The following is a 23749-nucleotide window of genomic DNA, read 5'->3' as shown; positions in this document are numbered from 1 at the left end:
CGTGGCCGTGCCCAAGCGCAAGACCTCCCGCAGCAACACCCGGCACCGCCGCGCCCAGTGGAAGGCACAGCGCCCCGACCTCGTCCCGATCACCATGAACGGGCGAGAACTGCTGGTGCCCCGCCGCCTCGTCCGCGCCTACCAGCACGGTCTGATCGACCCGCCGGCGTGACACGCGCCGCCACCGCTGCTCCGATCCTGACAGCGGTGGCGGCACCACCCAGGGGACCGATGCGCGCCGTCACACCCAGCCCCGGCAGCGCCTGGTCAGCTATCCCGAAACGTCAGGCATCTCGTGGGACTGGACATGGTGCGGTCATCGGTGTCCAGTCCACCTGACGCTTGACGTTCCGTTCCGCGGAACGTCAAGGACGGTCTGCGAAGCCTCGACCGAGGTACGCGGTCCGATGCCAGATTTGGCGCCATTGGTATGCCACACGAGAACGTATGTCGTTTGGAAGCTGGGCAGTGGGGCCACGCGGGTCGACGCCACAACCAACGCAAGGTTCGACCATGGATCGGCTGTGACCACACACCGGGCAGATGGCCGACCAGTCCCCGTCAGAGCTATATGCGTCGATGACCCGGTGCACCACGACGGCAAGGCGTTCGGAGGGATGCACCGTGGGATTCGGGCAGTACGCGAGTTGCCCTGCCCACGAGTACCACCGCTCCGTGCGGCGCGGAGCGCGTCGTCCCACGGACTTCTCCCGGCGACGGCGTGCCGCATAGGCGTTGCTGCACTCCATCCACAGATGGCGGGCCTCGTCGAGTTCGGCGACGGCCCGCACTAGCGAGGCAGAATCGTCCTCCAAGCGCCGAGGGATGCGTGCATTGACCAGCAGGTGATGCCACGTGGCCCGGAATCCGTACGGCGCGAAGTGCACGACGCACTCCCGCAGCGCCAGCAGCCGATCCTGAGGCGGCAGCTCAGCGTCGCGGACCCGACGGGCCTGGGCAGGGAAGCTGGTCATTGCGTGACGCTACCGAAGAACGCAGTGGTTGTGTCGGCCCGTACTCGGTCCTCAGCGGGCCTACCGGCGTCGGAGCGTGGGATGCCGAGGTAGATGAGGCTATCTCGCCGGTGACACGGGGCCGAGGCCCCAGATGAGGTCGAGAGTATGAGTCTGCCAGAGGGCGATGACGTCTGCGACGGTTCGGGGGCGGGCGTACGGGGCGCCGTAGGCGTGGGCGAGGGTTTGCAGGCCGCGGCTGAGCGCAGGAGGTTTGAGGCAGTCGATGAGGCAGGCCGGCGTTATGGCGTCGGTGTCATGAGCTGCTGCGTGCTCGGCAGCCGGGTGCGGGGGGCCAGGTCGCCCGCCATGATCAGGGTTCGTATCTCGGCGGCGATCTGCTGGTGCCTTGGACGACCGTCGGTCTTCGTCGCCACTCTGTCAGCCAACCTTCACTTGGTAGCGGAAGCGCCGGCCCTCCGGGCGCATCGTCATCACACTGACCTCGAACGGTACTCCGTCCTCGCCGAGCACGATCCGAAACAGCACGATGACAAGCGAGCCCGGCGCCAGCCCAAGGGCCTCGGCTTCGTGGTCGGTGGCCGGACGTACGGTGAGTTCTTCGAGGGCGTCCGTGGCGTGGTGGCCGAGTTCGGCGAGGAGTGCAGGAGCACCGCCGGGGATCTTGCGCATGGCGGCCAGATCTGTGCCGCCCGCCACGCTCACCGGGTAGTAGGAATCGGTCAGCTCCACGGGTCGGTCGTCAACGAACAAGCGCTTTTAGCAAGTCTGTTAGCCAAAGGCCCTTGTGGTGGGTTGATCACAAGGGGCCTTTGACGCGGGGGAATCGAACCCTGACCTACGGTTTACAAGCTGGCCGATCAGCGGAGCTGGTCCTTTTCGGCGGGTGAGCAGCAGCCGTCCGAGCACGCGGCGGAGCCGGCGAGCGGGGTGGACGAGGGCGGCGAGGTGGTGGGCGGGGCGCAGCAGGTGTCCCCGCGCCAGGCTTCGCGGCCTTCTTTGACGGCGACGGCGGCGATGACCAGGGCCGCGATCGGGTCCGCCCACGACCAGCCCAGCAGACTGTTGAGCACGAGCCCGGCCAGCAGCACCGCCGACAGGTAGGTGCACAGCAGGGTCTGCTTGGCGTCGGCCACGGCCGAGGCCGAGCCGAGCTCGCGTCCCGCGCGGCGCTGCGCCTGCGACAGGACCGGCATGACGACCAGGGACAGGGCGGCCAGGATCAGGCCCGCCGTGGAGTGCCCGGCCTCGTCCGCGCCGAGAAGAGCACGCACAGCGTCGACGGTGACGTAGGCGGCCAGCGCGAAGAACGACACGGCGATGACGCGCAGCGCGGTCTTCTCGCGGCGCTCGTGGTCGGCGGCGGAGAACTGCCAGGCCACCGCGGCCGCGGAGGCGACCTCCACGACCGAGTCCAGGCCGAAGCCGATCAGCGCCACCGAGGAGGCGACGGTGCCGGCGGTGATGGCGACGGCGGCCTCAATGAGGTTGTAGGTGATGGTGGCGGCCACAAGCAGCCGAATCCGGCGCCTGAGCCTGCCACGACGCTGCGCGGAGGACCCTTGAGCGCCGACCAGGGGGATCGCGCTCATCCGCAGCAGCCTTCATGGTCCGCTTCGACGCAGGTACGGTCGGCGGCCACCGCCAGCACCGTGCCGCGCAGGTCGTCCAGCGCGCGGCCAAGCCGCTCGTCTGCCAGCTCGTATCTCGTGCGGCGGCCGACCGGCACGGCGACCACCAGACCGCAGTCGCGCAGGCAGGCCAGATGGTTGGACAGGCGGGATCGTGAGATGCCCAGCGATTCGGCCAGCTCGGCGGGATGCGCGGGAGCCCGGCGCAGCGCGATCAGGATCCGGCAGCGAATCGGGTCGGCCAGCGCGCGGCCGAACCGCGCGAGCACCTCGATGTCCGAAGCGAGCGTCAACATACCCTCAAAATACAGGCCTTCCTGAATTCAGAGAATGGTGAACCGTTGAGATATCCCTGGCGGGATGTGCAGGAGTGTTACCGCAGACGGCGTACAAGCTGTGGCGTCGTCGTCGGCGGCGTGCCGGTGCCTGGCACAGGATCGTGGCCACGCGGTGGATCGAGGCTGACGCTGTAGTACAAGCCACCCATCACCCGGCTGACCGACCTCCCCGGACATCACACCTAGAACTGGCGGTTCCCGGCGAGGTGCGCTGAGGCGCCTCACCGGGCAACTCCGGGCGCCACAAGTGGCCCGGCCGGCGACCCCTGCAGTCAGCGAGGTGGGAACCGCTCGAACAATTTCTCAACGACCTCCGCTGGAGCAGTGTCCGGGGATCCCGCGTTATAAGGCGGCTCTGGTGCGTACTCGATGATGAGCTGAACGGTCTGCGCCACGACGTCGCCCGCAATCAAACCAGCCAGGGACAAAGCCATGTCGATGCCCGCCGAGACGCCTGCTGCGGTCGCGTAGTGACCGTCGATGACGACCCGCTCGTTCGTCGGCGTCACACCGAACTCGGCGAGTTGCTCGAGCGCGCCCCAGTGGGTCGTCGCCCGACGACCATTGAGGACTCCAGCGGCGGCAAGGATCAAGGACCCCGTGCAGACGGAAGCCGTCCACGCAGAGGTCCGATCGACCGTTCGCAACCACTCGTGCAGGCTCCCGTCAGACATCTGCTCCGCCTGACCCGGGCCTCCACCGATGATCACCACGTCCGGGTTCGGCACGTCGGCGAGACTTGCGACGACGTTGATCGACAGACTACGCAAGTCGTTGATGACAAGGCCCGGATTCTCAGCGGTGAAGACGACCTCGGTGTCCGGGAGGCGGCCCAAGACCTCATAGGGTCCGATAACGTCCAGCGAAGTGAACTCGGGATAGAGAACGATCGCGACCTGCATACAGGGACTCCTTCAGTTGCTCTGGTGCTGGAATAGTTCGAGCGGACGAAAAACTTCCGGCCATGCGGCCGGCTACGCCGGGGCCGGAACCGGCAGCCCCGCCAGGAACTCACCCAGGTCGGGCGGCGTGCCGGCGATGGACAGGAAACGTCGGCTCGGCCGGTCGAAATCCGGCAGTGCCGCGACCAGGGCCCTGCGGGACTGACCTCGCTCATCACTCATACGCGCTCGTCATCGCCTACGGTAGTCATCGGACCGTAGGTGGCGGAGGCGACCGCGATGCGAGGCCGGCCTGTGATCGGGTGGGTGTCGAGTACCGCACGCACCCCGAACACGTCATGCACGAGGTCGGGCGTCAGTACATCGGTCGGGGCCCCCACCGCCACGAGCTTGCCCTCCGCCATGACCGCGACGCGGTCGCAGTAGGAGACCGCATGGTCGAGATCGTGCAGTGCCGTGAGCGTCGTCATGCCCAAGTGCCGAAGCATGTCGAGGACCTCGAACTGTGCACGCACGTCGAGGTGGTTCGTCGGCTCGTCGAGTATCAGCAACCCGGCTTCCTGCGCGAGCGCGCGGGCGAGCAGGACACGCTGTTGTTCGCCGCCGGAGAGCGTCCTGAACGATCGCTGAGCCGCCCAGCGCATGTGCACATCGTCAAGTGCCTGTTCGACTATCTGGTGATCCCGGTCACTGTCTCGATCGAGCATCCCCTTTCGAGGGGTTCGGCCCATGGCGACAACCTCTTTGACGGAGAACTCGGCACCGAGCACGGTGTGCTGGGTGACGATCGCGCGACGGCGTGCGGCCTCCCGCGCAGACATGCTCCACACGCTCTCGCCGCCGATGAGCGCCGCCCCACCGCTGGGTCGAAGCACCCGGTACGCGCTGCGCAGGAGCGTGGATTTCCCGCTGCCGTTGGGTCCGACAAGTCCCACCATCTCACCTGGCGCGATGCGCAACGACACGTCGGAGACGATTCGGGTTGTGGCGATGTTGATGCTGACGCCTTCGAACTCGAGCTGCATCACGATCCCTCCGATCGCCTGGTGCGTTGGAGCAACCACAGCAACACGGGCACGCCGATACCAGCGGTGAAGATGCCGACCGGCAACTCGTTGGGACGAGCGACCGTGCGGCTTGCGAGGTCGACGAGCACGAGGAAGGTCGCCCCTACGAGCATGGACGTTGGCAATACGCGTCGGTGTTCGGCGCCCACGACGAGGCGAGCGATGTGGGGGATCATCAGTCCGACGAATCCGAGCCCGCCGGCGACCACGACGACGGTCGCGGTCATCAGCGACATCACCACGAGCAGCCGACGTCGCAGGCGGTGCACGTCGATTCCGAGCCCGGCCGCCGCGTCATCGCCGATCATGAGCGCGTTGAGGGCGCGCCCCTGAGCGAATAGCCAGATGACGCCCAGCGCGAGGGCAATTGTCGGTATGCGAAGGTCAGACCACGCGGCCCCCGCGAGGCTGCCCATGAGCCAGAACATGATGCCTGCAAGCTGGTTCGCGTTCGTTTGCAGCTGCACAAAGCTCGTGGCTGCGACTGCGAGATAACCTACTGCGACTCCGGCAAGGATCAACCGCGTGTCAGCGAGTTGGCCGCTTCGCTGGGCGATCAGGAACACCGCAGTCATGGTGAGCACCGCCGCGGCGAAGGCGGCGCCGGTCACTCCCAGTCCGTAAAACGCCGCGGAGCCGGTCGCCAGAACGAGTACTGCCCCGAGAGACGCACCAGGAGTTATCCCCAGCATGTAGGGATCTGCGAGCGGATTGCGAACCAGCGCTTGCAGGCCGACCCCTATGACGCTCAAGCTGGCACCGACAACCGCAGCCACGAGGACTCTCGGTAGACGGAGATCCCAGACGATCTGGTTCTGGAGCGGGTCCAGACCGCCGGTGTCGCCCATGATGTGACGCAGGATCACATTCCATACGTCACGCGCGGGGACGGTGACTGTTCCCATTGATACCGCGGCGGTGATAGCCGCCATGAGCGCTACGGCGAGCGTCGCATACAGGACAACCGTCGCGCGGCCCGATACCAGGTGTGGACCGCGCGACGGCGCGTCCTGCCTACTGAGGGTGCGCTTCATCGGCGATCTTCTCCACAGCGTACGCGTTCGTCGGCCCGATGAACGCCCCGTCGGAGATGGTGGTGTAGGTCTTGGTCTTCGATGCCTCCCATTGCGGGTACTTCTTGAACAGTTGGTCGGCGAGTTGCTCTACCTTGTCCTTTTCTGATGGATCAGACAGTCCGATCACGAGCACGTCGACATGAGCGGATGCCAGGGCCTCGGCACTCAGGTTCGAGGTCAGCTCCGGATTCGGCTTGTCGCTGGGGAAGGCGTTCTCGCCGCCTGCCGCCTTGATGATGTCGTCGTAGACACCGCCGGAAAACACAGCAGGCACGTTGTTGGCGCTCATCATCGCCATGCCGGGATACGCCAACAGCACCTTCTTGCGATCCTTGTCCTTGACGCGATCCCTGACGGACGAGATCCGATCCTTGAGCCCGGCGACCAGGTCTGCCGCCTTCTGCTGCTCGTCGAAGATGACCCCGGTCTGCGTGATGAAATCAAAAGTCGATTCGATCGACTGTTGGTCATAGACGGCTTGGTCCGCAGCTGACGGGTTTATCGCTCCGTACGCGCAGTCGACCGGGTTGACGTACGAGTTGATCCCCGCATCCGCCAGCTGTTCTCGGGTAGCGAATCCGCTCTTCGCGTTGAAACTGCCGCTCCACGTCGACACCACGAGGTCAGGCTTGAGTTCGAGCACCTTCTCAGCGGGCACATCGAAATTCTTGTTCCACTCGGCACCTCCGGTCGGCAGCTTTGCGACCTCTGCGACCATCGTCGGGTCATCGGAAATGGTAACGCGTTGCGCATTCGCGAGAATATGACCCTGGAGACCGAGAAGGACGTACGTTTGAACCTCTCCGACGGACGCACCATTCATGATCAGTACACGCTTGGGTGGCCCGTCGAACGTCACCTTCCGGCCGCAGTTCTCAATCGTCAACGGATACGATGTCCTGGTCGGCGCGGCGTGCTTTTCCGTGGCCGCCGCGCTGCCTGAATCGGATCCCGACGAGTCGTCGGACCCGCAGCCCGTGATCAGCAGGCTCAACGTGGCCGTGAGCACGACAACACACCGCTTCGGTCCCACGGACCTGTGCGATATCAAGAGCATCCTTATGTCTACCTTCCGATATTTACAGATCGGCCCGGTCGAGGCCGAGCGGGCCGCGCGCTTCAAAACCGAGAAGGAGCGAGCGCAGCGTTCAACCCGAAGGGATGGAATGCCGCTCAGGACGCCCAGACGGACGCATGGCGGCAAGCGCCGGGCAGGCGCGATCAGACCAGCAGCACGCGTGGCGGCTCACGGCGACCGAGCGCGCGTGAGCACCAGCGGGTGACACGCCAGATCTCAGAAGCCGAAGCGACGATCGAGACGAGTGCCACCCGATATTCGCGACCGCGATGTCCCATAGCCTCGAACAAGCGACACGATTCGCGCCACCACGGCCCGATCGTCCAAACAGGCCCAGCACTCGAGCCGTCGCAGAACCAGGAAGTCGATCACGTTCCGGCGATCACGGCCCAGGGGCACATTCGTACCTGCTCGGTTTACCGGGCCGAAAGCCGAGGCGCCGGCGCGGCGCAGAAAAGTCGACGTGACGTCAGGGTCATGCAGTGCCTCAATTCCGATCAACCGTTGGATCACCAAGCGTAAAAGCGCCCCACCCATGACGTCTATGTCATGCAGACCAACAAATCTGCCATCTCGTAGATCGGGAAGACGCGAGCAGACGGTGCGGCTACTGCCGGTCGCGCGCCGTCCGGAAGGCCATCGCCGTCCGGAAGGCCATCGCCGTCCGGACGGCCATCGCCGTCCGGAAGGCCATCGCTGTCCGGATGGGAGGACGCCGTCCTGCGTTGTGAATCCGGCGGCGCCGGTGTGGCGGGCCAAGGAGCCCGTACGCCCTGGCCGCCTGGCCAAAGCGATCACCCGCACCCGCAATCGCCTGCTCAAACGGCTGATCCCCAACGCGACCCCCCGCGTCTGGCCACGCACGCTCAAGAAGGCCTGGCACCGCTACCAGGCACGCCGGCCCGGCCATCACGGTCGCCGCGTCACCCGCGACCTGGTCACCTACCGAGTCCGCCCAGCCCCAAGCGGATAACCGAATGACATCGAGTCATGACGACAACGCCGTTGGATGGCGGCTTTCCGTGTAGGGCGCTCGGCTCCGAAGTAGATCGCCGACGTCGTCCTATCGAGGGTCAGGGTTGAGCGTCGACGACTTCGCGAATGAACGGCGGTACTCCGTGGGCGAGAGGCCGACTTCACGCATGAACGCGCGACGCATCGCCTCCGGCGTCCCGTATCCGCAACGGCGCGCGATACGGATTACGCCGTCGCGAGTGTCTGTCAGCATGCGCTGCGCGGCCTCCAGACGGATGAGGTCCACGTAGCGGCCTGGGGTCATCCCGACCTGCTCGGCGAACGCGCGAGCGAATTGACGGGTGGACAAGCCGGCGCGCTGCGCGATTGCAGGAACCGACAGGTCGGAAGCCAGGTTGGCGACGGCCCAGTACTGGACCTCACGAAGCGGATCCGAGCGGGCGATCTGCGCCGAAAGCGGCACGCTGAACTGTGCCTGGTTGCCTGGCCGACGCAAGAAGACCACCAGGAGCCGAGCGATCTCGTGTGCCACCGCGCGACCGAAGTCCTCCTCGACCAAGGCCATAGCAAGGTCCACCCCGGCCGTCACTCCCGCCGACGTAGAGATGGAGCCATCCCGGACGAAGATCGGGCTCGGATCAATCTGTATCTGGGGATAGTTGCTCGCGAGGTAGTCACAGGATGCCCAGTGAGTCGTCGCTCTGCGGCCATCGAGCAGCCCGGCCTCAGCCAAGAGATACGCCCCGGTGCACACCGACACCACACGCTTCACGTTAGGGGCACGCTCGCGTAGCCATGTCACGAGTCGGTTGTCGACGTCTCCCACGCCCGGCCCACCTGGTACGAGAAGAAGGTCGGGATCCTCGACATCAGCCAAATCAAGATCAGGAGCCAGCCGCAGACCCCCGGCGGACCGTACGGTCTCGCCTCCAAGCGAAGCCGTGCGAACGATATAGGGAGGCGTGCTCGCGCTTCCGGTGAAGCGCGCTGCCGCCGAGAACACGTCCAGAGGCCCCGCCACATCGAGGGGCTGTACTCCGTCGAACAGGATGACGAGTATCGAATGGGTTCTCACCTCGGCAATACTGCACTGCGGAATCGTTCATCACACCGCCGGGGCTACTGGGTCTTCGCATGTGGCCGGGGTGGTGTTGTGGTCCGGTGCTCACGCCACGGTTCCTGGTCTGCGACGCCCAGACGATGTTTCCGGACCTCCGGCCTGCCGATGTGGCGCCGGCCGGTCGAGGACGGAGACGATCGCGTCGATGTTGCCCGCCACGAAGTCCGCCAGCTCCGGCGGCATGAGGTCGAGCTCGCCGACCGCCTCGGCCGTGAACGGGATGCGGACGATCTCGTACCCGCCGCGCTCCGGCTTGGAGAACTCTGTGCCCGTTCGTGCGGACAGGTCCATGCTCGTCAGGCGGGCGGCGAAGATGTGCTGCACGCCGATGCCGCCCTCCAGTTCGTCGGTGATCAGGTGGACCAGCTCCGCCCGGTCCATCTTGCCGCCCAGTTCCTCGAACACCTCGCGGTTCAGTGCCGCTTCGATGCTGTCGTCCTGATTTTCGACGCCCCCGCCGACGGTGACCCAGTACGGGTCGCGGCCGGGCTTGCTCCGCTTGATCAGGATCAGCTCGTTACCGTCAAGCAGGATGGCGCGGGCGTTGCGCTTGATGATGTTGGACATGTCGAGGTCTCCTCCATTACGGATGCTTTCGTGACCGGCTCCCGCAGCGCGGTGGTTCGGCGGGGGGTTGGCAGGCCAGGGCCGTGACTTCGGCGCGTTGCCAGCCCACTACCGGTGCGGTCGGACTCCGAGAAGGAGGCCGCAATGGAAAGACTCGCCGCGGAAGTCCGCGCACACAAGCCGCACCCTCGACCGGCCGCACGGGAGTAGCGCTTCGGAGGCCTACAAAACTTCCTCGCCCAGCTTCGCGGACGCCCGCACTCCGGCGAGGATCACCTCACCCCTGGGCACGCAACCAGAGCCGAGTCCCTCCAAACGACCTGCGCGCCTTGAACCCAGCGAGAGCAGCTGATATTCACCTATTCACTAAAGAAACGGACACTAATCCAAAAAGTAGACATGAGAGATTAGTTGCCCTGCATCCGATAAGCCATAAATCGGACCGCAATTTAGTCAACCCGTTCGGCGAGATCGAGATTTTGTGATGTAATTCTCAGGCTCTTCAGGGGTTCAGGGTTTGCAAAGAGCGCACAGATGGGATGATGCGCAACATGAGCGTCGTCGTCGACCTCCTCGCACGGCCGACCTACACAATGTCGCAGGTCGATCGTCTGCTCGGCCTGCGCTCAGGCACCGCACGTCGCTGGGTCGACGGATATACCCGCAATGGTCGCGCCTACGATCCGGTTGTCCGGCAGCGCCATACCGGCGAAGAGCTGGCGACGTGGGGAGAGTTCGTCGAGACCCGCTTACTGGCCGGCTACCGCAACGCGGGCGTCCCCATCATCAACATGCGACCGGCCATAGCCAAGCTGCGGGGCGAGACCCGGTCACAGTATCCCCTCGCCCACTCCGCGAATTTCGTGACGCCTCATGGCAAAGAGCTCGTCCAGCGGGTCCAGGAGCAGGTCGGCCTGCAAAGCGAGCTGCTGCTCGTGGTCGTGCGCATCGGTCAACTCGTCATGGCCGATCCGGTCGAGATCTTCGTCAACGCCATGGAGTTCGACGACGGAACCGCCGTGCGTATGCTTCCCGATCCGACGCTCCCCGAAGTCAAGATCGATCCACTGCGGGCGTTCGGTGAGCCGACGGTTCGATCCGTCCCCACCGAAGTGATCGCCGAGCAGGTCAGGGCGGGCGACTCCGAAGAGTTGATCTCCGAGTTGTACGACCTGTCGCCTGAACAGGTACGCGATGCCGTCTTGTTCGAGAAGCGCCGCAGCGCCTGATCTTCTGGAAAGTCGTGCCCCCCACAGATCCGCATAACTTGCGCTTTTTTGTCGACGAGACCTCCCTCGGCGTCGGCCGGGCGTTGGCCCTGCTACGCCGGGACGTCATCCATACCAACCATCGGCTCATCCCCGAAGTGCCTCTCGGCACGCTGGATGACGAGTGGATTCCCAAGGTCGCGGCCAAGGAACTGGTGGTGATCACGCGCGACAAGCGCATCCGTACGAAGCATGCGAAGGCCATGCTCTATGCGGAGAACGGGCTACGCGTGTTCTGGATCGCCGGGAAGAAGGACCTGTCCAACTGGGACACCATGTGTCTGCTCACGCGCCGCTGGAATGACATCGAGCGAGAGATCAAGGAACGCGGTCCGGGGCCTTGGTTCATGGCGGTCAACGACGGCAAGCTCAGTGACATGAAGATCAGACATCGCGACCAATAGGGTGAGCCCCGAGAGGGCACCCACTGGCCTGAGCCGCCGAGCAGCCTTGTGTGCACGTCAGAACTGCTCATCCGAGGAGAAGACCCTGAGCAGCGGCCAAGGACGTCTCGCGATGCCGCGGATGGGCTACTACCCGCCGCATCGCGCGGCAGGACCCCGACGGGGTTACCACGTTTCGCAGGTGTGAGACTCGACCGGGTCGGGCGCCTTCTATCCCCCGGGACCATGGTGCCTACGCGACCGGAACCCCGTAGACGGTCTGGTGCCGATGGCACCTGTCCCCCCACACGAACGCCCCTCAAGCCACCTGACGCCGACCACTCCGACCAGGTCGGGGGACTCCACCGGAGTCGCGGCTCTCAGGGGCCGACGCGGTAGGGGCGCATCATCTCGTTGTCCTCGTGTTCCAGCAGGTGGCAGTGCCAGACGAACAGGCCCGCGCGGTCGAAGTTCGCCACGATGCGGGTGATCTGGCGCGGATAGGCGATGACCGTGTCCTTGTACCCCCGCTCCCACGGCTCGGGCGGCCGCGGGTCGCCGCCGAGGCGCCTTCGGTCGAGGACGTGGAACAAGACCTCGTGCACGTGGATGGGATGGGCGTCCGGGGTGAAGTTGTGGATCTCCCATACTTCGGTGGCGCCCACGGCGGGGTTCTCGGTGATCGGGTCGGACCACATGCGAGGCGAGGGCCTTCCCCGTCCATCGACGGTGCCGAGCAGGACGGCCGTGGGGCCGACGCCGTGCACGACGGCCGAGTCCCGTTCCACCAGGGCGAGCCTTCGCGTCACGCTCGCCGGTCCGAGCGGCGTGAGCGGGGGCAGGGTGAGCCGGTCGGGCGGCACGCTGCGGTCGGGTCCCCGCGCGTCCCGCACGACGAACTTCATCACCTGCCCCGTGGTGGACGGGTCGGCCGGCGCCGCGTGGGGGTCGCCCTTGAACGCGCCGTCCGGGCCCTCGTTGATCAGGTAGAGCTCCGTGCCGGGCCGCACGCCGGTGAAGTCCACGATCACATCGGCCCGCTCGGCCGGGGCGATCAGCACGCGGCCGAGTTCGACCGGAGCGGGCAGGAAGCCGCCCTCCGAGCCGATGTGCCAGAAGGGCAGGGCGGCAGGCGCGGGACGCCTGGCCAGGGGGTCGGCCACGATCTTCAGGTCCAGGACACGGCCGTTGCACCCGTTCAGGAACCGGAAGCGGAACCTGCGCGGCTCGACCTCCAGGAAGGGCCATGTGCGGCCGTTGACCATCATCGCCGTGCCGAAGAACTCCGGGTTCCAGATGGGCGGGATGTCGCTGCGTGGGATGTACGGCCCGCGGAAGCGGTCGAAGAAGACACGGCTCCCGGGGTAGAACAGCGAGCCGTCGGCGGCGAACGACCGGTCCTGGATCACGATCGGGATCTCGTGGTAGGGGCCGCGCCCGCCGTCCCCGGCCGAGGGCGCCGGGCCCGGCAGCACGCCTGGCGGGAGGTCGGCGGGGCCGCCGCGCAGCAGGTAGAAGCCGGCGAGGCCCGCGTAGACGTTCAGCCGGGTGATGCCCAGCGCGTGATCGTGGTACCACATCGTGGCGGCCCGCTGCTCGTTGCGGTAGTGGAACACCGCAGACCCGGGGCTCCAGGACCCGCCGTGCGCGGCGGCGTACCGGGCGGCGAACTCCGCGTACCAGGACCCCTCGGTCGCGTAACCGGCGGGCAGATTCCCGGCCCGGGGCAGGTACCACGCCTCGGGGAACCCGTCACTGTGGTCGGCGCTGTGCCCGCCGTGCAGGTGGGTGACCAGCGGAACCGGCCCCCGATAGCGGCCGGGCGCCGAGCGGAGGCGGGGGCGCCGGTCCCGCCCGGTGGTGCCGCCCTCGGGGTGGGCCCAGTGCAGGGTGGGATCCACGGGCAGCAGGTGCGGCAGGTAACCGCCGTCTCCGTCGACCAGTTCGTTGGACCACTTGACGCGGACCGGGCGGCCGGCGATCGCCTCGATGGTGAAGCCGGGGCTGGCGAAGGTCCGCGGGTCCTGCACGGCTCCGTACCCCCAGACCGTGGTGGGCGGGTGGCCCGGTGGCAGGATCCGCTGCCGGAGCCGGCGCGACCCGATCACGTACCGGTCGACCGGCTCGCCTTCGCCGGACAGCGGCGGCATCACCGGCGGGACGGCCAGCGGCATGGCGTACTTGGTGATCTCGTGAGGGTTCAGCAAGGCCAGGGGGGCCACACCTCTTCCGAGGTCGTACAGCAGGACGGCCGTCCCGCCGATCGTGGCCTTCAGGAATTCGCGTCTTGTGAACACCCCAGCCTCCCCTCACCGGCCCGGGTACGAGGGAGGCGTGGACCGCGGCGGCGCGGTGTGGCAGGACGCACGCTCGCCGAGCGGATGAACCCGCGCGGCCCACAAAGCCCCATATATGGACATATCTACCCAACGGGCCGGGCATCATCCTGACGTGGGGCCGTGCCCAGGACTAGCGACCCTGACGTCAGGGCCCTGACGATAGGGCCCTGACGATAGGGACTGTCGACCCTGGCGGCGGATAGCGGCATCGGCCGAGGGTGGGATCATGACGCAACCCATCGACGAGGAATGCGATGTCCTCCTGCGCGACGGGGGAATCGCCCACATCCGGCCGTTGTGCGCCTCCGACCGGGAAGACCTGCACGCACTCGTGTCCAGGTCCTCCGAGCGCTCGGCGTATCTGCGCTTCTTCGCCGGAGGCGCCGCCACGGCGCACGCCTACATGGACCGGCTCACCGGCGGCGCCTACCGAGGCCACGCGGTGGTCGCGCTGATCGATGGCCGTGTGGTCGGCGTGGCCGAATACATCCCAGACCCGCGAGCGCGGGATGCCGACATCGGAATCCTCCTGGACGACCAGGCGCAGGGACGGGGCCTCGGCATGCTGCTCCTGGAGCGGATCGCCGTGGACGCCGCCGAGAGCGGCGTCCAGGAGCTGGTGGCCGTCGTCCTCGCGGAGAACCGCCAGATGCTCCAGGTCATCGACGATCTCGGTCTCCCGGTGAGGCGGCGGTCGGACCAGAGCGAGATCGAGGTCCGCCTGACCCCGGGAACCGACGCCGCCCTGCTGCGGAGGATCGACACGCGGATGCACGAGGCGGAGCGCGCGTCACTGGCCCGCGTGCTGAACCCCGGCTCGATCGCCGTCGTCGGCGCCGGCCGGGACCCTGGCGGCATCGGGCACCGCGTGCTGCGCAACCTCATCGACGGACGCTTCCCCGGCCCCGTCTACCCGGTCAACCCCCGTGCCAGGGAAGTGTGCCACACTCCCGCCTATCCCGATCTCGCGGCGGTACCGACGCACGTGGACCTCGTCGTGGTGGCGACCCCGGCGGACACCGTCCTGGACGTCGCCCGGGACTGCGCCCGTCACGGCGTCCACGGCCTGGTGGTGGTGAGCGCGGGGTTCGCCGAGGCCGGTGAGGCCTCCCTGGAGAGACGGCTGCTGCGGATCTGCCGTGACGCGGGCATGCGCCTGGTCGGCCCGAACTGCCTCGGGATCGCCAACACGGCCGCATCCCTCAACGCCAGTTTCCTGCCCGATTCCCCTCCCGCCGGTCCGCTGGGTCTCATGTCGCAGTCGGGGGCCGTCGCCGTCGCCATGATCGAGCGCGCCGGCGAGCTCGGCCTCGGGATCTCCTCGTTCGCCTCCGTCGGCAACAAGGCGGACGTCAGCGGCAATGACCTGCTCGAATACTGGGAGGACGACGACGCCACGCGTGTCATCGGCATGTATCTGGAGTCCTTCGGCAACCCACGCCGGTTCGGCCGCATCGCCCGCAGGATCAGCGCCACCAAGCCGATCATCGTCGTGAGCAGCTGGCACGGCGGCTCCGGCGACAGGACCGTACGCTCCCGCACCGCTGCGGTCGCCACCCCCGACGTGTGCGTGGACGCGCTGCTGCGCGCCTCCGGGGTGATCCGCGAGACCGGCGTCCAGGGCATGCTGGACACCGCACGACTGCTCGCCTTCCAGCCTCTGCCGCCCGGCCGCCGGGTCGCGATCGTGGGCAACTCCGGCGGCCCGGATGCCATGACCGCCGACGCGTGCGAGCAGCGAGGGCTCAGTGTCCCGGAACTCTCACCCGCCACGCAGGCGGCCCTGCGGTCACGCCTTCGCGCGGCGGCGGTCCGCAACCCGGTGGAGCTCAGCACGGACGGCTACGCCGGGGAGTTCGCGTCCGCGATCGAGATCGTCCTGGCCGATCCGGCCGTCGACGCGCTGCTCGTGGTCTACACGCCTCCGTTCGGCTCGGGCCTCGCCGCGACCGGGAAGGCCGTCGCGACCGCCGCCGCGGGACGGGGGCGGACCGTCGTGGCCTGCGTGATGGGACACGACGGGCTGATCGAGGGCGAGGTGCCCTGCTACGCCTTCCCCGAGCAGGCGGTCCACGCCCTCGCCCAGGCCGCCGACCACGCCGCGTGGCGGGCCCGGCCGACACCGCCCGAGGACACCATCCGCGTGGACGTCCAGGCGGCACGCGAGATCGTCCGGAAAGATCTGCGCGCGCACCCGGGGGGACGCCGGCTCGACACCATCGCCGCGGCCGCCCTGTTGTCCTCGTACGGCGTCCAGGTGGCCGATTCGGTGAGCGCCGACGGGCCGGAGACCGCCGCCGAGGCCGCCGCGTGGGTGGGACTGCCGGCCGTCCTGAAGGCACGTGGCCCCGATCTGGTCCACAAAACCGAGGCCGGCGGCGTCCTCCTGGACCTGCGGACGCCCGAGGAGGTCCGGCAGGCGTACCGGGAGATGGCCGGGCGCCTCGGCCCCGCGATGACCGGGGCGGTCGTGCAGCACATGGCGAAGGACGGCATCGAAATGATCATCGGTGGCGTCGCGCACGAGGCGTTCGGACCGCTGGTCATGGTGGGGCTCGGCGGCGTCACGACCGAACTGCTCGCCGACCGCGCCTTCGGCGTGCCGCCCATCGACCGGGCCGAGGCGGCGCGGATGATCGGCGAGCTTCGGTGCGCGCCTCTGTTCTCCGGGTACCGCGAGCGGCCCCCGGCGAACCCGGCGTCGCTGGCCGACCAGATCGTACGGGTCGGACGGCTGATGGACGACCGGCCGGAGATCGCCGAGATCGACCTTGACCCGGTGATCGTCACATCGGCCGGCGCGGTGGCGGTGGACGCCCGGATCAGGCTCGCGCCCGCGGCCCCGCGCCCGTCCCCATGCCGGCGACGACTCCGCTGACGCCTTGGCGGGGAACCTCGAGGATGAGACGAGATGGAGTGGTCGCCGTCGGGCTCGACGGCTCCAGGGGGGCAGATCATGAGGAAGAAAGTGCGTGACGTCATGACCAGGAAGGTCGCGTCCGTCAACGGGAGCACGCCGTTCCGGGACGTCGCCGAGGTGCTGATCCACCACGGAGTCAGCGCGGTTCCGGTGGTCGACGGCGAGGGGCACGTGCTCGGGATGATCTCGGAGGCCGACCTGCTTCGCAAGGAAGAGTTCAAAAGGCAGTACTACCACGAGGGCTACCGGCCTCCCCTCAGCGCGCGGCTGCGCGAACAGCTCGCGCGGCGAGGTCGCGGCCCCGAGGACCGGGCACGCGGTGACGTCGCCGCCGAGCTGATGACCAGCCCCGCCATAACGGTCAAGGACTATGCCTCGCTGGTGACCGCGGCCCGCCAGATGAGCGCGAACGGCGTCAAGCGCCTGCCGGTCGTGGACGACGAGGGCCGGCTGGAGGGCATCGTCAGCCGTCACGACCTGCTGACGGTGTTCCTCAGAAGCGACGAGGAGATCGCCGGCGAGATCCGCGGCGACGTCGTCGGGGCTCTCTGGCCGTACACGCCAGAGGTCGACGTGTCGGTGGACGACGGCGTCGTGACGCTGGCCGGGCGCATGGCCACCGCCGGTGACGCGCGGCTACTGGCCCAGATGGCCGAACGGGTCAACGGAGTGATCGACGTGATCGACGAACTGGAGTGGCCGACCAGCGCCGCCCGATCATGAGACCCGAGCTTGAGACCCGAGCATGAGAACGGCCCCCGGCCCATCGTCCGGGGGCCGTTCCGGTCGGGTCACGGTCACTGGCCGGCCGGGTGGGGGCGGACGATCGCGACGGGGCAGTGGGCGTGGTGGAGGACGCCGTGGCTCACCGAGCCGAGCAGGGCGGAGCCGACCGCCCCGAGGCCCCGAGACCCGACGACCAGCAGGTCGGCGGTCCGGGACACGTCGGTGAGCACCGAGACGGGGTACCCGCACACAGTGGTCGTCTGGAACTCGACATCGGGGTACTTGTCCCGCCACGGAGCCACGAACTCCCATGCCCTGCGGGAGCCCTCGGCGAAGCCGCCCTCGACCACGTCGGTGTAGCCCGCGGCGTACGGCGACAGCATGGGCATCGGCCAGGTATAGACCGCATGAAGCTTCGCGGGGCGCAGTCGCGCCTGCTCGAAGGCGTACTCCAGGGCGGCCTCCGAGTGCGCCGAGCCGTCCACGCCGACGACGATCTCACCGAAGATCGCGGGGGCGGGCCGGCGCACGACCACGACCGGACCGGCCGCGTGACCGGCCAGTCCCAGCCCGACGGAGCCGAGGATCAGACCGGTGAAGCCACCGGTCCCCCGGCTGCCGATCACCGTCTCGACGGCGTTCTCCGACTCCTGGCGCAGCGTCCCGACCACCTCACCGGTCGCGAGGAATGCGGTCACCGGGATGGCCGGCGATCGTCGCCCGATCGTCTCCACCGCCCTGTCGAGAACCTCGTCGCAGGGGTGCGGCGGCGACGTCTCGGGCCGAGGTTCGCGGACGTGCACGAGTCTGATCGCGGCGCCACGGCGGAGGGCGTCCTCGGCGGCCCACCACGCCGCGGCGAGGGAGGAGTCGGAGCCGTCGACGCCGACGACGATCGGCTTGCCGGTCCGGTCCTGGCCGGATGTGGATGCGGAGGTGTCGGACATGTTCTCTCCCATCGATGTCGTCACCGGCGGCCGGCCTTGAAGCGCCGCCGGCGTCGGGGGTTCGGTGAAGGGACCGGCCTACGCCTGGGCGGGCCAGGTCCGGTCGTAGACGTCCATCGGGAAGCTCCAGGATTCGGGGGCGCTTTCGGAAGACTCCAGCGATCGGGGATGCCGGCCCCAGAGCCCACGGACCTCACCGGACGGGACCTTCGTCCCTCCGGCGGCGGGACGATTCGCGTGCGTTCACACAGTCGCCGTGGCCTGGCGGCGATGTGGCCGGCGTCCACCGCGCCCGGGCGCCGGCCACATCGGGGTCCCAGATCGGGCTCACAGGAGCGGAGGCAGGACGACGTCGCCCCGCCAGGGCGGACAGGTCAGATGGGAGACGACGGCGACGACACCGTCGACCTCACGGACCGCGTCCAGCAGCGAGGAGATGTCGAGGGGGTATTCCATCGCCCCGCGGATGGTGACGACACCGCCGGCGATGCCGATCGACAAGGTCGCCGGGTCGACCCCGAACCCGTCGTGGATCACCGAGGCGATCTCCTGACGAAGTTCCTCCACGGGGCGTTCGAACACACGCAGCAGGTCCGACTGGTGCACGGTGCCGGTTATCCGGCCCGTCACCGGGTCGATGACCGGCAGCTGCTTCACGTGGTGGTCGTGCATGAGGCGAGCGGCGTCCCGGATCGGCGTACCAGGAGTGACCGTTATCGCCGGCGCGGTCATGAGCTCTCCCGCGCGGACACCTCCGGCCTTGCGCTGTTCGATCCGCCGTCGGTGACTCACCAATATCGTGTTCCCGTGCGCGGGTGTGACCTGCTTCAGCAGCAGGTCGTCCTCGGAGACCACGCCCACCGGCCTGCGGTCGCGATCGATGACCGCGACGGCGCCGACCGCGTACTTCCTCATCGTGGCCAGGATCTCGGCGAACGGCGCTTCCTGCTGGACGGCGATGCCCACCCGGCCCATTACTTGCCCGACTTCGATCGTCATGATGACTCCTCCTTCGCCCTCCCAGCGTGCTCGGAGGTGATCGCGCGGGGCAGCGGCGAACGTCCCTGCCGCGAAGGGCTTCCGTCGTGAGATGGTGGCCCGGAAGCACCCCGTCCCTGCGGGCTCCGATGCCGAAGGTCCTCACCGAGAGGAGCCCATCGGCCGTACCGGACCGGATCTTGCCTCGGGACACTGAACGCACCGACGACAGGGAAGGACGATCCGATGTCCGAGAACGCGAACACGCCCGAAGCCGTGCTGGAAGAACTGGACCGGGAGGAGTGCCTGAGCCTGATCTCCCCCGGCGGCATCGGCCGGGTGGCCTTCAGCGGCGCGCCCGGGCCGACGGTCCTGCCCGTGAACTACCGCGTCCTCGACGGCACCGTCGTCTTCCGCACGCGGGAGGGCGGCGCCATGGACCAGGACCTGCGGTCCGGTATCCGCGGACTCGACATCAAGATCGCGTTCCAGGTGGACCACATCGAGGAGGCCACCCAGGAAGGCTGGAGCGTCCTGATCCAGGGCGCGGCGCACCACATCCCCGACGACGAGGTCTCCACCGTCGCCGACGTGGACGTGCGCCCATGGGCGGGCGGCGACCGCGACCACTACGTCCGGGTCATCCCGGTACGCATCACCGGGCGCCGCATTCACAACCTCTGACCGGTACAGGGATCTCGAACACGTCGAACGGCTCTGACGGAGGCCGAGTCAGCGGAACGTGCGCCGGGGCCGTGGCCGGTGGACGCGTGCCGGTCCGTTGTCAGGCGGCTGTCAGGCGGCGCCCCAGTCCAGCAGCGACGCGGCCGTGTCGAAGCGTCGAGAGGAGATCTCCTCGCCGAGGATCACGCCGACCAGGCGGTGTCCGGCGCGGTCGGCCGCGAAGGTCAGGCAGAAACCGGCGTTGTTGGTGAAACCGGTCTTCACGCCGAGCACACCGGGCTCTCCGAGCATCTTGTTCGTGTTGGTCCAGGTGTAGGCCTGGTGCTGCTCTGACTCGTCCACGGAGTGGCTCCGCGTGGACACCACCGTTCTGAACGTCTCATCACGCAGCGCGGCCGCGGCGAGCCGGGCCTGGTCCTTCGCGGTGGAGTAACCGTCACCGTCCGAGGTGGGAAGCCCGTCGGCGTTGACGTACCGGGTGTCGGACAGCCCGAGCCGGCGGGCGGCGGCGTTCATCTTGCCGACGAACCCGCTGACGCCGTGGCCGTAGAAGCGGGCGAGCGCGTGGGCGGCGTCCGCGCCCGAAGGCAGCAACAGGCCGTAGAGCAACTCCTTGACCGGAATCCGGTCGCCGGGGCGCAGGTCGGCGGTCGTGCCGCCGCCGTCCTCGGCGTACTGCACGTCTTCCCCGCGGATCTGCACGCTGTCGCCGGGCTTGGCCTCCTTGAGGACGACGTAGGCGGTCATCACCTTGGTGAGGCTCGCGATCGGCATTCGCTTCGTGGCGTTCTCGTCCAGCAGGGCCTTGCCACGGGTGGCGTCCAGGAGATAGACGGCGCGCCCGAATACCTCCGGCGCGTTGTTCACGGGCTGGGCATGGCCGGGAAGAGCGGGTGCTTGGGCGGATTGGGCGAAGGAGGGTGCCGAGAGGCCTGTGACCAGGGTCAACGCTGCGGCGCATGTACTCAGGAGAATTTTGGGGTTACGCACGGACTTTAGGCTGCCATGGGCTTATTAATGCATTTATCCCGATTTAGGTAAAATAGCCGTGGATCTTTAGAGTCACGCGCACGCGCCTTCCGCGCCGGGGCGGTCGAACTCCTCCAGGACGTCGCTCACCGGACGTCTGACGGCACGGGTCTCGCCTGCCGGGTACCCCAGGCGCATGATCATCTGGGGGTACTCGCCGGAACACAGCTCCTGGCGGACGAACTCCCGCAAGTGGTACAGCTCCAGCGCCTGGGTGTGGAACGCGGCGCTGACACCGTGCGCGGATGCGTGCAGCAGCACGCGTTGCAGCGCCTGCCCGGCCGCCATCCAGTCCGGGGGTGTGTCGCCCGGCGTGGTCAGCACCGCGACGACACCGGGAGCGGTCGCCGTCCGCTGATCTTCCTCGCTGCCCCAGGAGGCACGTCCTCCGGCGTAGTCACGCTGAGGGAAGTGCGGCCGGGTCCGCCGCGGCTCGCTGGGATACGCGCCGGCGGGCACGCCGTCGCGGTACCTGCTCCCCGGGGGACGGCCCCAGCGCAACATCTCCAGGGCGAACGCGCGGTCCCCCGCCTGGACGTCCTGGGCCGCGGCCGTCACCGACGCCAGCACCCGCACCACCGCTTCGGACACGGCCGGGGTCAGCCGGGCGCCCTCGGTCCGGGCCTGCGCGACCAGGGCCTCCAAAAGCGCATCAGGCACCTGCTTGCGGGTGAAACCGGCGCGATGGGTGCGGCGGTGGCGGATCTGCGCGTTCATCGCCAGGGTCTGCTCGTCGGCGTCCTGGCGATCCCCAAGACGGACGGTCGCCAGCAGGCCCGGGCGATCCGGGTCGGGCAGGACGCGGACCACAGGACGGTGCCCCGTCGCCCACACCGCGAGGCGGATGTTGAACAGCGCGGCGCCGCAGCTCACCAGCATCTCCCTGCCCTCGGCGTCGGAGACGCGCAGCAGGCGGTCGGTGTCCGCGCGAACGCTGAGCTCGCCGTCCGTCACCGCGAACGTCCACGGCTGGGTGTTGTGCACCGACGGCGCCCAGATCGCGGCCTCGACCGCGGCCCGGAGCTCCTGTGACGTGTGCATGAGCGGCGCCACCTCCCTTCGCGGCTCCATTCCAGCGGCGGCGCGGCGATCGGTTCAGAGGCGAAAGACACGAGCCGTCAGGCCCTTTGGACGTCCCCTGCCCACCCAGCGCCAAGACCTCGGCAAGGCCGTGGAAAATCTCGTCGATCAGAGGCCGACCGATCGGCGGGACGAAGATCCTCGCGCCGACGGGCGCATGCCCCGCAGAGCCGAAGGTCCCACGACGCGAGGGACGTCCGGCCGAACGGGTCGCGTCGGACGGCACTGCCCGCCAGGACGCCGAAACGGTGAACTTGAGGTGAGCAAGAAAGCAGTGACCCCCGCACTGAACGGAGCACAGCCATGGCACTCCTCGAAGGACGCCACCAGAACGGCGCAGCCGACCGCACCCCCGCCGCCCACGCCGCGCAGGTCGACCACACTGCGGCCGACCGCCTCTTCGCCGTCGCCCGCATCGCCATCGGCTGGCTCTTCCTGTGGGCCTTCCTCGACAAACTGTTCGGCTGGGGCTTCGCCACCCCCACGGCCAAGGCGTGGATCCACGGTGGAAGCCCGACCACCGGGTTCCTCAAGGGCACCGCCGAGAACACCTTCGGCGCGGCGTTCAGCGGCCTGGCCGGACAGCCCTGGGTCGACTGGCTGTTCATGACCGGCCTGCTGGGCATCGGCGTCGCGCTGATCCTCGGCGCCGGCATGCGGATCGCCGCCGTCGCCGGCGGACTGCTGCTGGTGCTCATGTGGGCGGCCGAACTGCCCCTCGCGACCAACCCCTTCCTGGACGAGCACCTCGTCTACATCATCGTCATCGCGGCCCTGGCCCTGGCCGACGCCGGCCGCACCTGGGGCATCGGCGGATGGTGGGGCGAGACCACCCTGGTCAAGCGCCTCCCCATCCTCAAATGACCACACCGGTCCTCGGCCGGTGCCCACCCCTCCTGGCGAGGGGAGGGCACCGGCTTTCGCCGTTGCAGGGACCTTGGTCCCTATCAGGCGACGGGAGATCAGGCGTAAATTTCTCGCCATGATTAGCGTCTTCCTGCTCGACGACCACGAAGTGGTCCGCCGCGGCGTGGCGGCCCTGCTCAACTCCGAGGACGACATCGAGGTCGTCGGCGAGGCGGGCACGGCCGAGTCGGCGATCGCCCGCATCCCGGCGCTGCGGCCGGACGTGGCGGTGCTGGACGTACGGCTGCCCGACGGCAGCGGGGTGGACGTGTGCCGTGAGGTGCGCTCCCGGATGCCGGAGCTGGCGTGCCTGATGCTGACCTCCTTCGCCGACGACGACGCGCTGTTCGACGCGGTGATGGCCGGCGCCTCGGGGTACGTGCTCAAGCAGATCCACGGCTCGGACCTGGTCGGCGCGGTGCGCACGGTCGCCTCCGGGCAGTCGCTGCTGGACCCGCAGACCACCGCGACGATGCTGCGACGGCTGCGCGACCAGGCCAACAAGACCGACCCGCTGGCCGCGCTGTCGGCCCAGGAGCGGCAGATCCTGGAGTTGATCGGCGAAGGGCTGACCAACCGGCAGATCGGCGAGCACCTCTTCCTGGCCGAGAAGACCGTGAAGAACTACGTGTCCAACCTGCTCGCCAAGCTCAGCATGCAGCGCCGTACGCAGGCCGCGGCGCTGGCGGCGCGGATGAAGGCGGAACGGCGCGACCGGCATGACCTTCGTCCCTGACCGCGCCCCCTCCCAAGGGCCCACT

Annotated in this window: 25 protein-coding genes; 9 read left to right on the top strand and 16 right to left on the bottom strand. The window is 68.2% G+C overall.

The genetic code is table 11. From position 1 onward, the window contains the following. Position 1: 1 nt before the first annotated feature. Positions 2 to 172, top strand: a complete 171-nt coding sequence (gene rpmF / locus AB0H21_RS36360; RefSeq protein ID WP_358525949.1) for a 50S ribosomal protein L32 — start codon at positions 2 to 4, stop codon at positions 170 to 172. A 1083-nt stretch (positions 173 to 1255) separates the two neighbouring features. Here the strand turns inward: rpmF and AB0H21_RS36355 are convergent. The 9 genes from AB0H21_RS36355 to AB0H21_RS36315 form a co-directional block, all read right to left on the bottom strand. Next, positions 1256 to 1390 (bottom strand): hypothetical protein, encoded by a 135-nt coding sequence (locus AB0H21_RS36355; protein ID WP_358525947.1) that lies wholly within the window; start codon positions 1388 to 1390, stop codon positions 1256 to 1258. Between the two features lie 4 nt (positions 1391 to 1394). Continuing rightward, positions 1395 to 1727 (bottom strand): UTRA domain-containing protein, encoded by a 333-nt coding sequence (locus AB0H21_RS36350; protein WP_358525945.1) that lies wholly within the window; start codon positions 1725 to 1727, stop codon positions 1395 to 1397. Between the two features lie 107 nt (positions 1728 to 1834). Further along, positions 1835 to 2566, bottom strand: a complete 732-nt coding sequence (locus AB0H21_RS36345) for a cation transporter (protein ID WP_358525943.1) — start codon at positions 2564 to 2566, stop codon at positions 1835 to 1837. Further along, positions 2563 to 2901: a metalloregulator ArsR/SmtB family transcription factor gene (locus tag AB0H21_RS36340; RefSeq protein WP_358525941.1), complete on the bottom strand. Its 339-nt coding sequence runs from the start codon at positions 2899 to 2901 to the stop codon at positions 2563 to 2565. The genes AB0H21_RS36345 and AB0H21_RS36340 overlap by 4 nt, the downstream gene beginning before the upstream one ends. Before the next feature lie 314 nt (positions 2902 to 3215). After that, on the bottom strand, positions 3216 to 3845 hold the full coding sequence (locus AB0H21_RS36335; protein ID WP_358525940.1) for a DJ-1/PfpI family protein: 630 nt from the start codon (positions 3843 to 3845) through the stop codon (positions 3216 to 3218). Positions 3846 to 3917: 72 nt separating this feature from the next. Further along, the gene (locus tag AB0H21_RS36330; protein ID WP_358525939.1) at positions 3918 to 4067 is read right to left on the bottom strand and encodes a hypothetical protein; all 150 of its coding nucleotides are present in this window, start codon (positions 4065 to 4067) and stop codon (positions 3918 to 3920) included. After that, positions 4064 to 4870: an ABC transporter ATP-binding protein gene (locus AB0H21_RS36325; RefSeq protein WP_358526030.1), complete on the bottom strand. Its 807-nt coding sequence runs from the start codon at positions 4868 to 4870 to the stop codon at positions 4064 to 4066. Before AB0H21_RS36325 ends, AB0H21_RS36330 begins: the two co-directional genes overlap by 4 nt. Beyond that, positions 4870 to 5946, bottom strand: coding sequence for an iron ABC transporter permease (locus AB0H21_RS36320; RefSeq protein ID WP_358525938.1), 1077 nt, complete (start codon positions 5944 to 5946; stop codon positions 4870 to 4872). The genes AB0H21_RS36325 and AB0H21_RS36320 overlap by 1 nt, the downstream gene beginning before the upstream one ends. Continuing rightward, positions 5927 to 6997 carry an ABC transporter substrate-binding protein gene (locus AB0H21_RS36315; protein WP_358525936.1) on the bottom strand — a complete coding sequence of 357 codons (1071 nt, stop codon included), beginning with the start codon at positions 6995 to 6997 and terminating at the stop codon, positions 5927 to 5929. Before AB0H21_RS36315 ends, AB0H21_RS36320 begins: the two co-directional genes overlap by 20 nt. Before the next feature lie 796 nt (positions 6998 to 7793). Between AB0H21_RS36315 and AB0H21_RS36310 the strand changes: the two genes are divergently transcribed. After that, entirely contained in the window at positions 7794 to 8039 is a 246-nt protein-coding gene (locus AB0H21_RS36310) for a hypothetical protein (protein ID WP_358525934.1), read from the top strand. Positions 8040 to 8129: 90 nt separating this feature from the next. Here AB0H21_RS36310 and AB0H21_RS36305 read toward each other — a convergent pair whose 3' ends face one another. Beyond that, entirely contained in the window at positions 8130 to 9116 is a 987-nt protein-coding gene (locus AB0H21_RS36305; RefSeq protein WP_358525933.1) for a GlxA family transcriptional regulator, read from the bottom strand. Positions 9117 to 9206: 90 nt separating this feature from the next. After that, on the bottom strand, positions 9207 to 9728 hold the full coding sequence (locus tag AB0H21_RS36300; RefSeq protein ID WP_358525932.1) for an NUDIX hydrolase: 522 nt from the start codon (positions 9726 to 9728) through the stop codon (positions 9207 to 9209). 551 nt (positions 9729 to 10279) lie between these two features. On the opposite strand from AB0H21_RS36300, the gene AB0H21_RS36295 reads away from it, so the two are divergent. Further along, on the top strand, positions 10280 to 10957 hold the full coding sequence (locus AB0H21_RS36295; protein ID WP_358525931.1) for a DUF433 domain-containing protein: 678 nt from the start codon (positions 10280 to 10282) through the stop codon (positions 10955 to 10957). Between the two features lie 14 nt (positions 10958 to 10971). Then, entirely contained in the window at positions 10972 to 11400 is a 429-nt protein-coding gene (locus AB0H21_RS36290; RefSeq protein WP_358525930.1) for a hypothetical protein, read from the top strand. A 359-nt stretch (positions 11401 to 11759) separates the two neighbouring features. On the opposite strand, the gene AB0H21_RS36285 is transcribed toward AB0H21_RS36290, so the two are convergent. After that, the gene (locus AB0H21_RS36285; RefSeq protein WP_358525929.1) at positions 11760 to 13676 is read right to left on the bottom strand and encodes a multicopper oxidase; all 1917 of its coding nucleotides are present in this window, start codon (positions 13674 to 13676) and stop codon (positions 11760 to 11762) included. Between the two features lie 268 nt (positions 13677 to 13944). Here AB0H21_RS36285 and AB0H21_RS36280 point away from each other — a divergent pair, with 268 nt between their 5' ends. After that, positions 13945 to 16596, top strand: coding sequence for a GNAT family N-acetyltransferase (locus tag AB0H21_RS36280; RefSeq protein WP_358525927.1), 2652 nt, complete (start codon positions 13945 to 13947; stop codon positions 16594 to 16596). Between the two features lie 78 nt (positions 16597 to 16674). Beyond that, the gene (locus tag AB0H21_RS36275; RefSeq protein ID WP_358525926.1) at positions 16675 to 17361 is read left to right on the top strand and encodes a CBS domain-containing protein; all 687 of its coding nucleotides are present in this window, start codon (positions 16675 to 16677) and stop codon (positions 17359 to 17361) included. 74 nt (positions 17362 to 17435) lie between these two features. Here AB0H21_RS36275 and AB0H21_RS36270 read toward each other — a convergent pair whose 3' ends face one another. Further along, complete coding sequence (locus AB0H21_RS36270) at positions 17436 to 18311, bottom strand: universal stress protein (protein WP_358525925.1); 876 nt, start codon at positions 18309 to 18311, stop codon at positions 17436 to 17438. A gap of 327 nt (positions 18312 to 18638) precedes the next feature. Continuing rightward, a complete protein-coding gene (locus AB0H21_RS36265; RefSeq protein ID WP_358525923.1) occupies positions 18639 to 19310 on the bottom strand; it encodes a CBS domain-containing protein in 672 nt (223 codons plus the stop codon). A 225-nt stretch (positions 19311 to 19535) separates the two neighbouring features. Here AB0H21_RS36265 and AB0H21_RS36260 point away from each other — a divergent pair, with 225 nt between their 5' ends. Next, complete coding sequence (locus tag AB0H21_RS36260; protein WP_358525921.1) at positions 19536 to 19973, top strand: pyridoxamine 5'-phosphate oxidase family protein; 438 nt, start codon at positions 19536 to 19538, stop codon at positions 19971 to 19973. A 111-nt stretch (positions 19974 to 20084) separates the two neighbouring features. Here the strand turns inward: AB0H21_RS36260 and AB0H21_RS36255 are convergent, their stop codons facing one another. Together AB0H21_RS36255 and AB0H21_RS36250 are read right to left on the bottom strand one after the other, a co-directional pair. After that, entirely contained in the window at positions 20085 to 20840 is a 756-nt protein-coding gene (locus tag AB0H21_RS36255) for a serine hydrolase (protein WP_358525919.1), read from the bottom strand. A 195-nt stretch (positions 20841 to 21035) separates the two neighbouring features. Continuing rightward, on the bottom strand, positions 21036 to 22043 hold the full coding sequence (locus AB0H21_RS36250; RefSeq protein WP_358525918.1) for a nitroreductase family protein: 1008 nt from the start codon (positions 22041 to 22043) through the stop codon (positions 21036 to 21038). A gap of 342 nt (positions 22044 to 22385) precedes the next feature. On the opposite strand from AB0H21_RS36250, the gene AB0H21_RS36245 reads away from it, so the two are divergent. Both AB0H21_RS36245 and AB0H21_RS36240 read left to right on the top strand, forming a co-directional pair. After that, positions 22386 to 22946, top strand: coding sequence for a hypothetical protein (locus AB0H21_RS36245; RefSeq protein WP_358525917.1), 561 nt, complete (start codon positions 22386 to 22388; stop codon positions 22944 to 22946). 118 nt (positions 22947 to 23064) lie between these two features. Next, positions 23065 to 23724 carry a response regulator transcription factor gene (locus AB0H21_RS36240; RefSeq protein ID WP_358525915.1) on the top strand — a complete coding sequence of 220 codons (660 nt, stop codon included), beginning with the start codon at positions 23065 to 23067 and terminating at the stop codon, positions 23722 to 23724. The last annotated feature ends 25 nt before the right edge of the window (positions 23725 to 23749 follow it).

It is taken from the genome of Sphaerisporangium sp. NPDC051011 (assembly GCF_040653595.1).
In the GTDB taxonomy this organism is placed as follows: Bacteria; Actinomycetota; Actinomycetes; order Streptosporangiales; family Streptosporangiaceae; genus Sphaerisporangium.
Note: the sequence above shows the minus strand (reverse complement) of the source record. Positions and strands in the feature narration are given on the sequence as shown.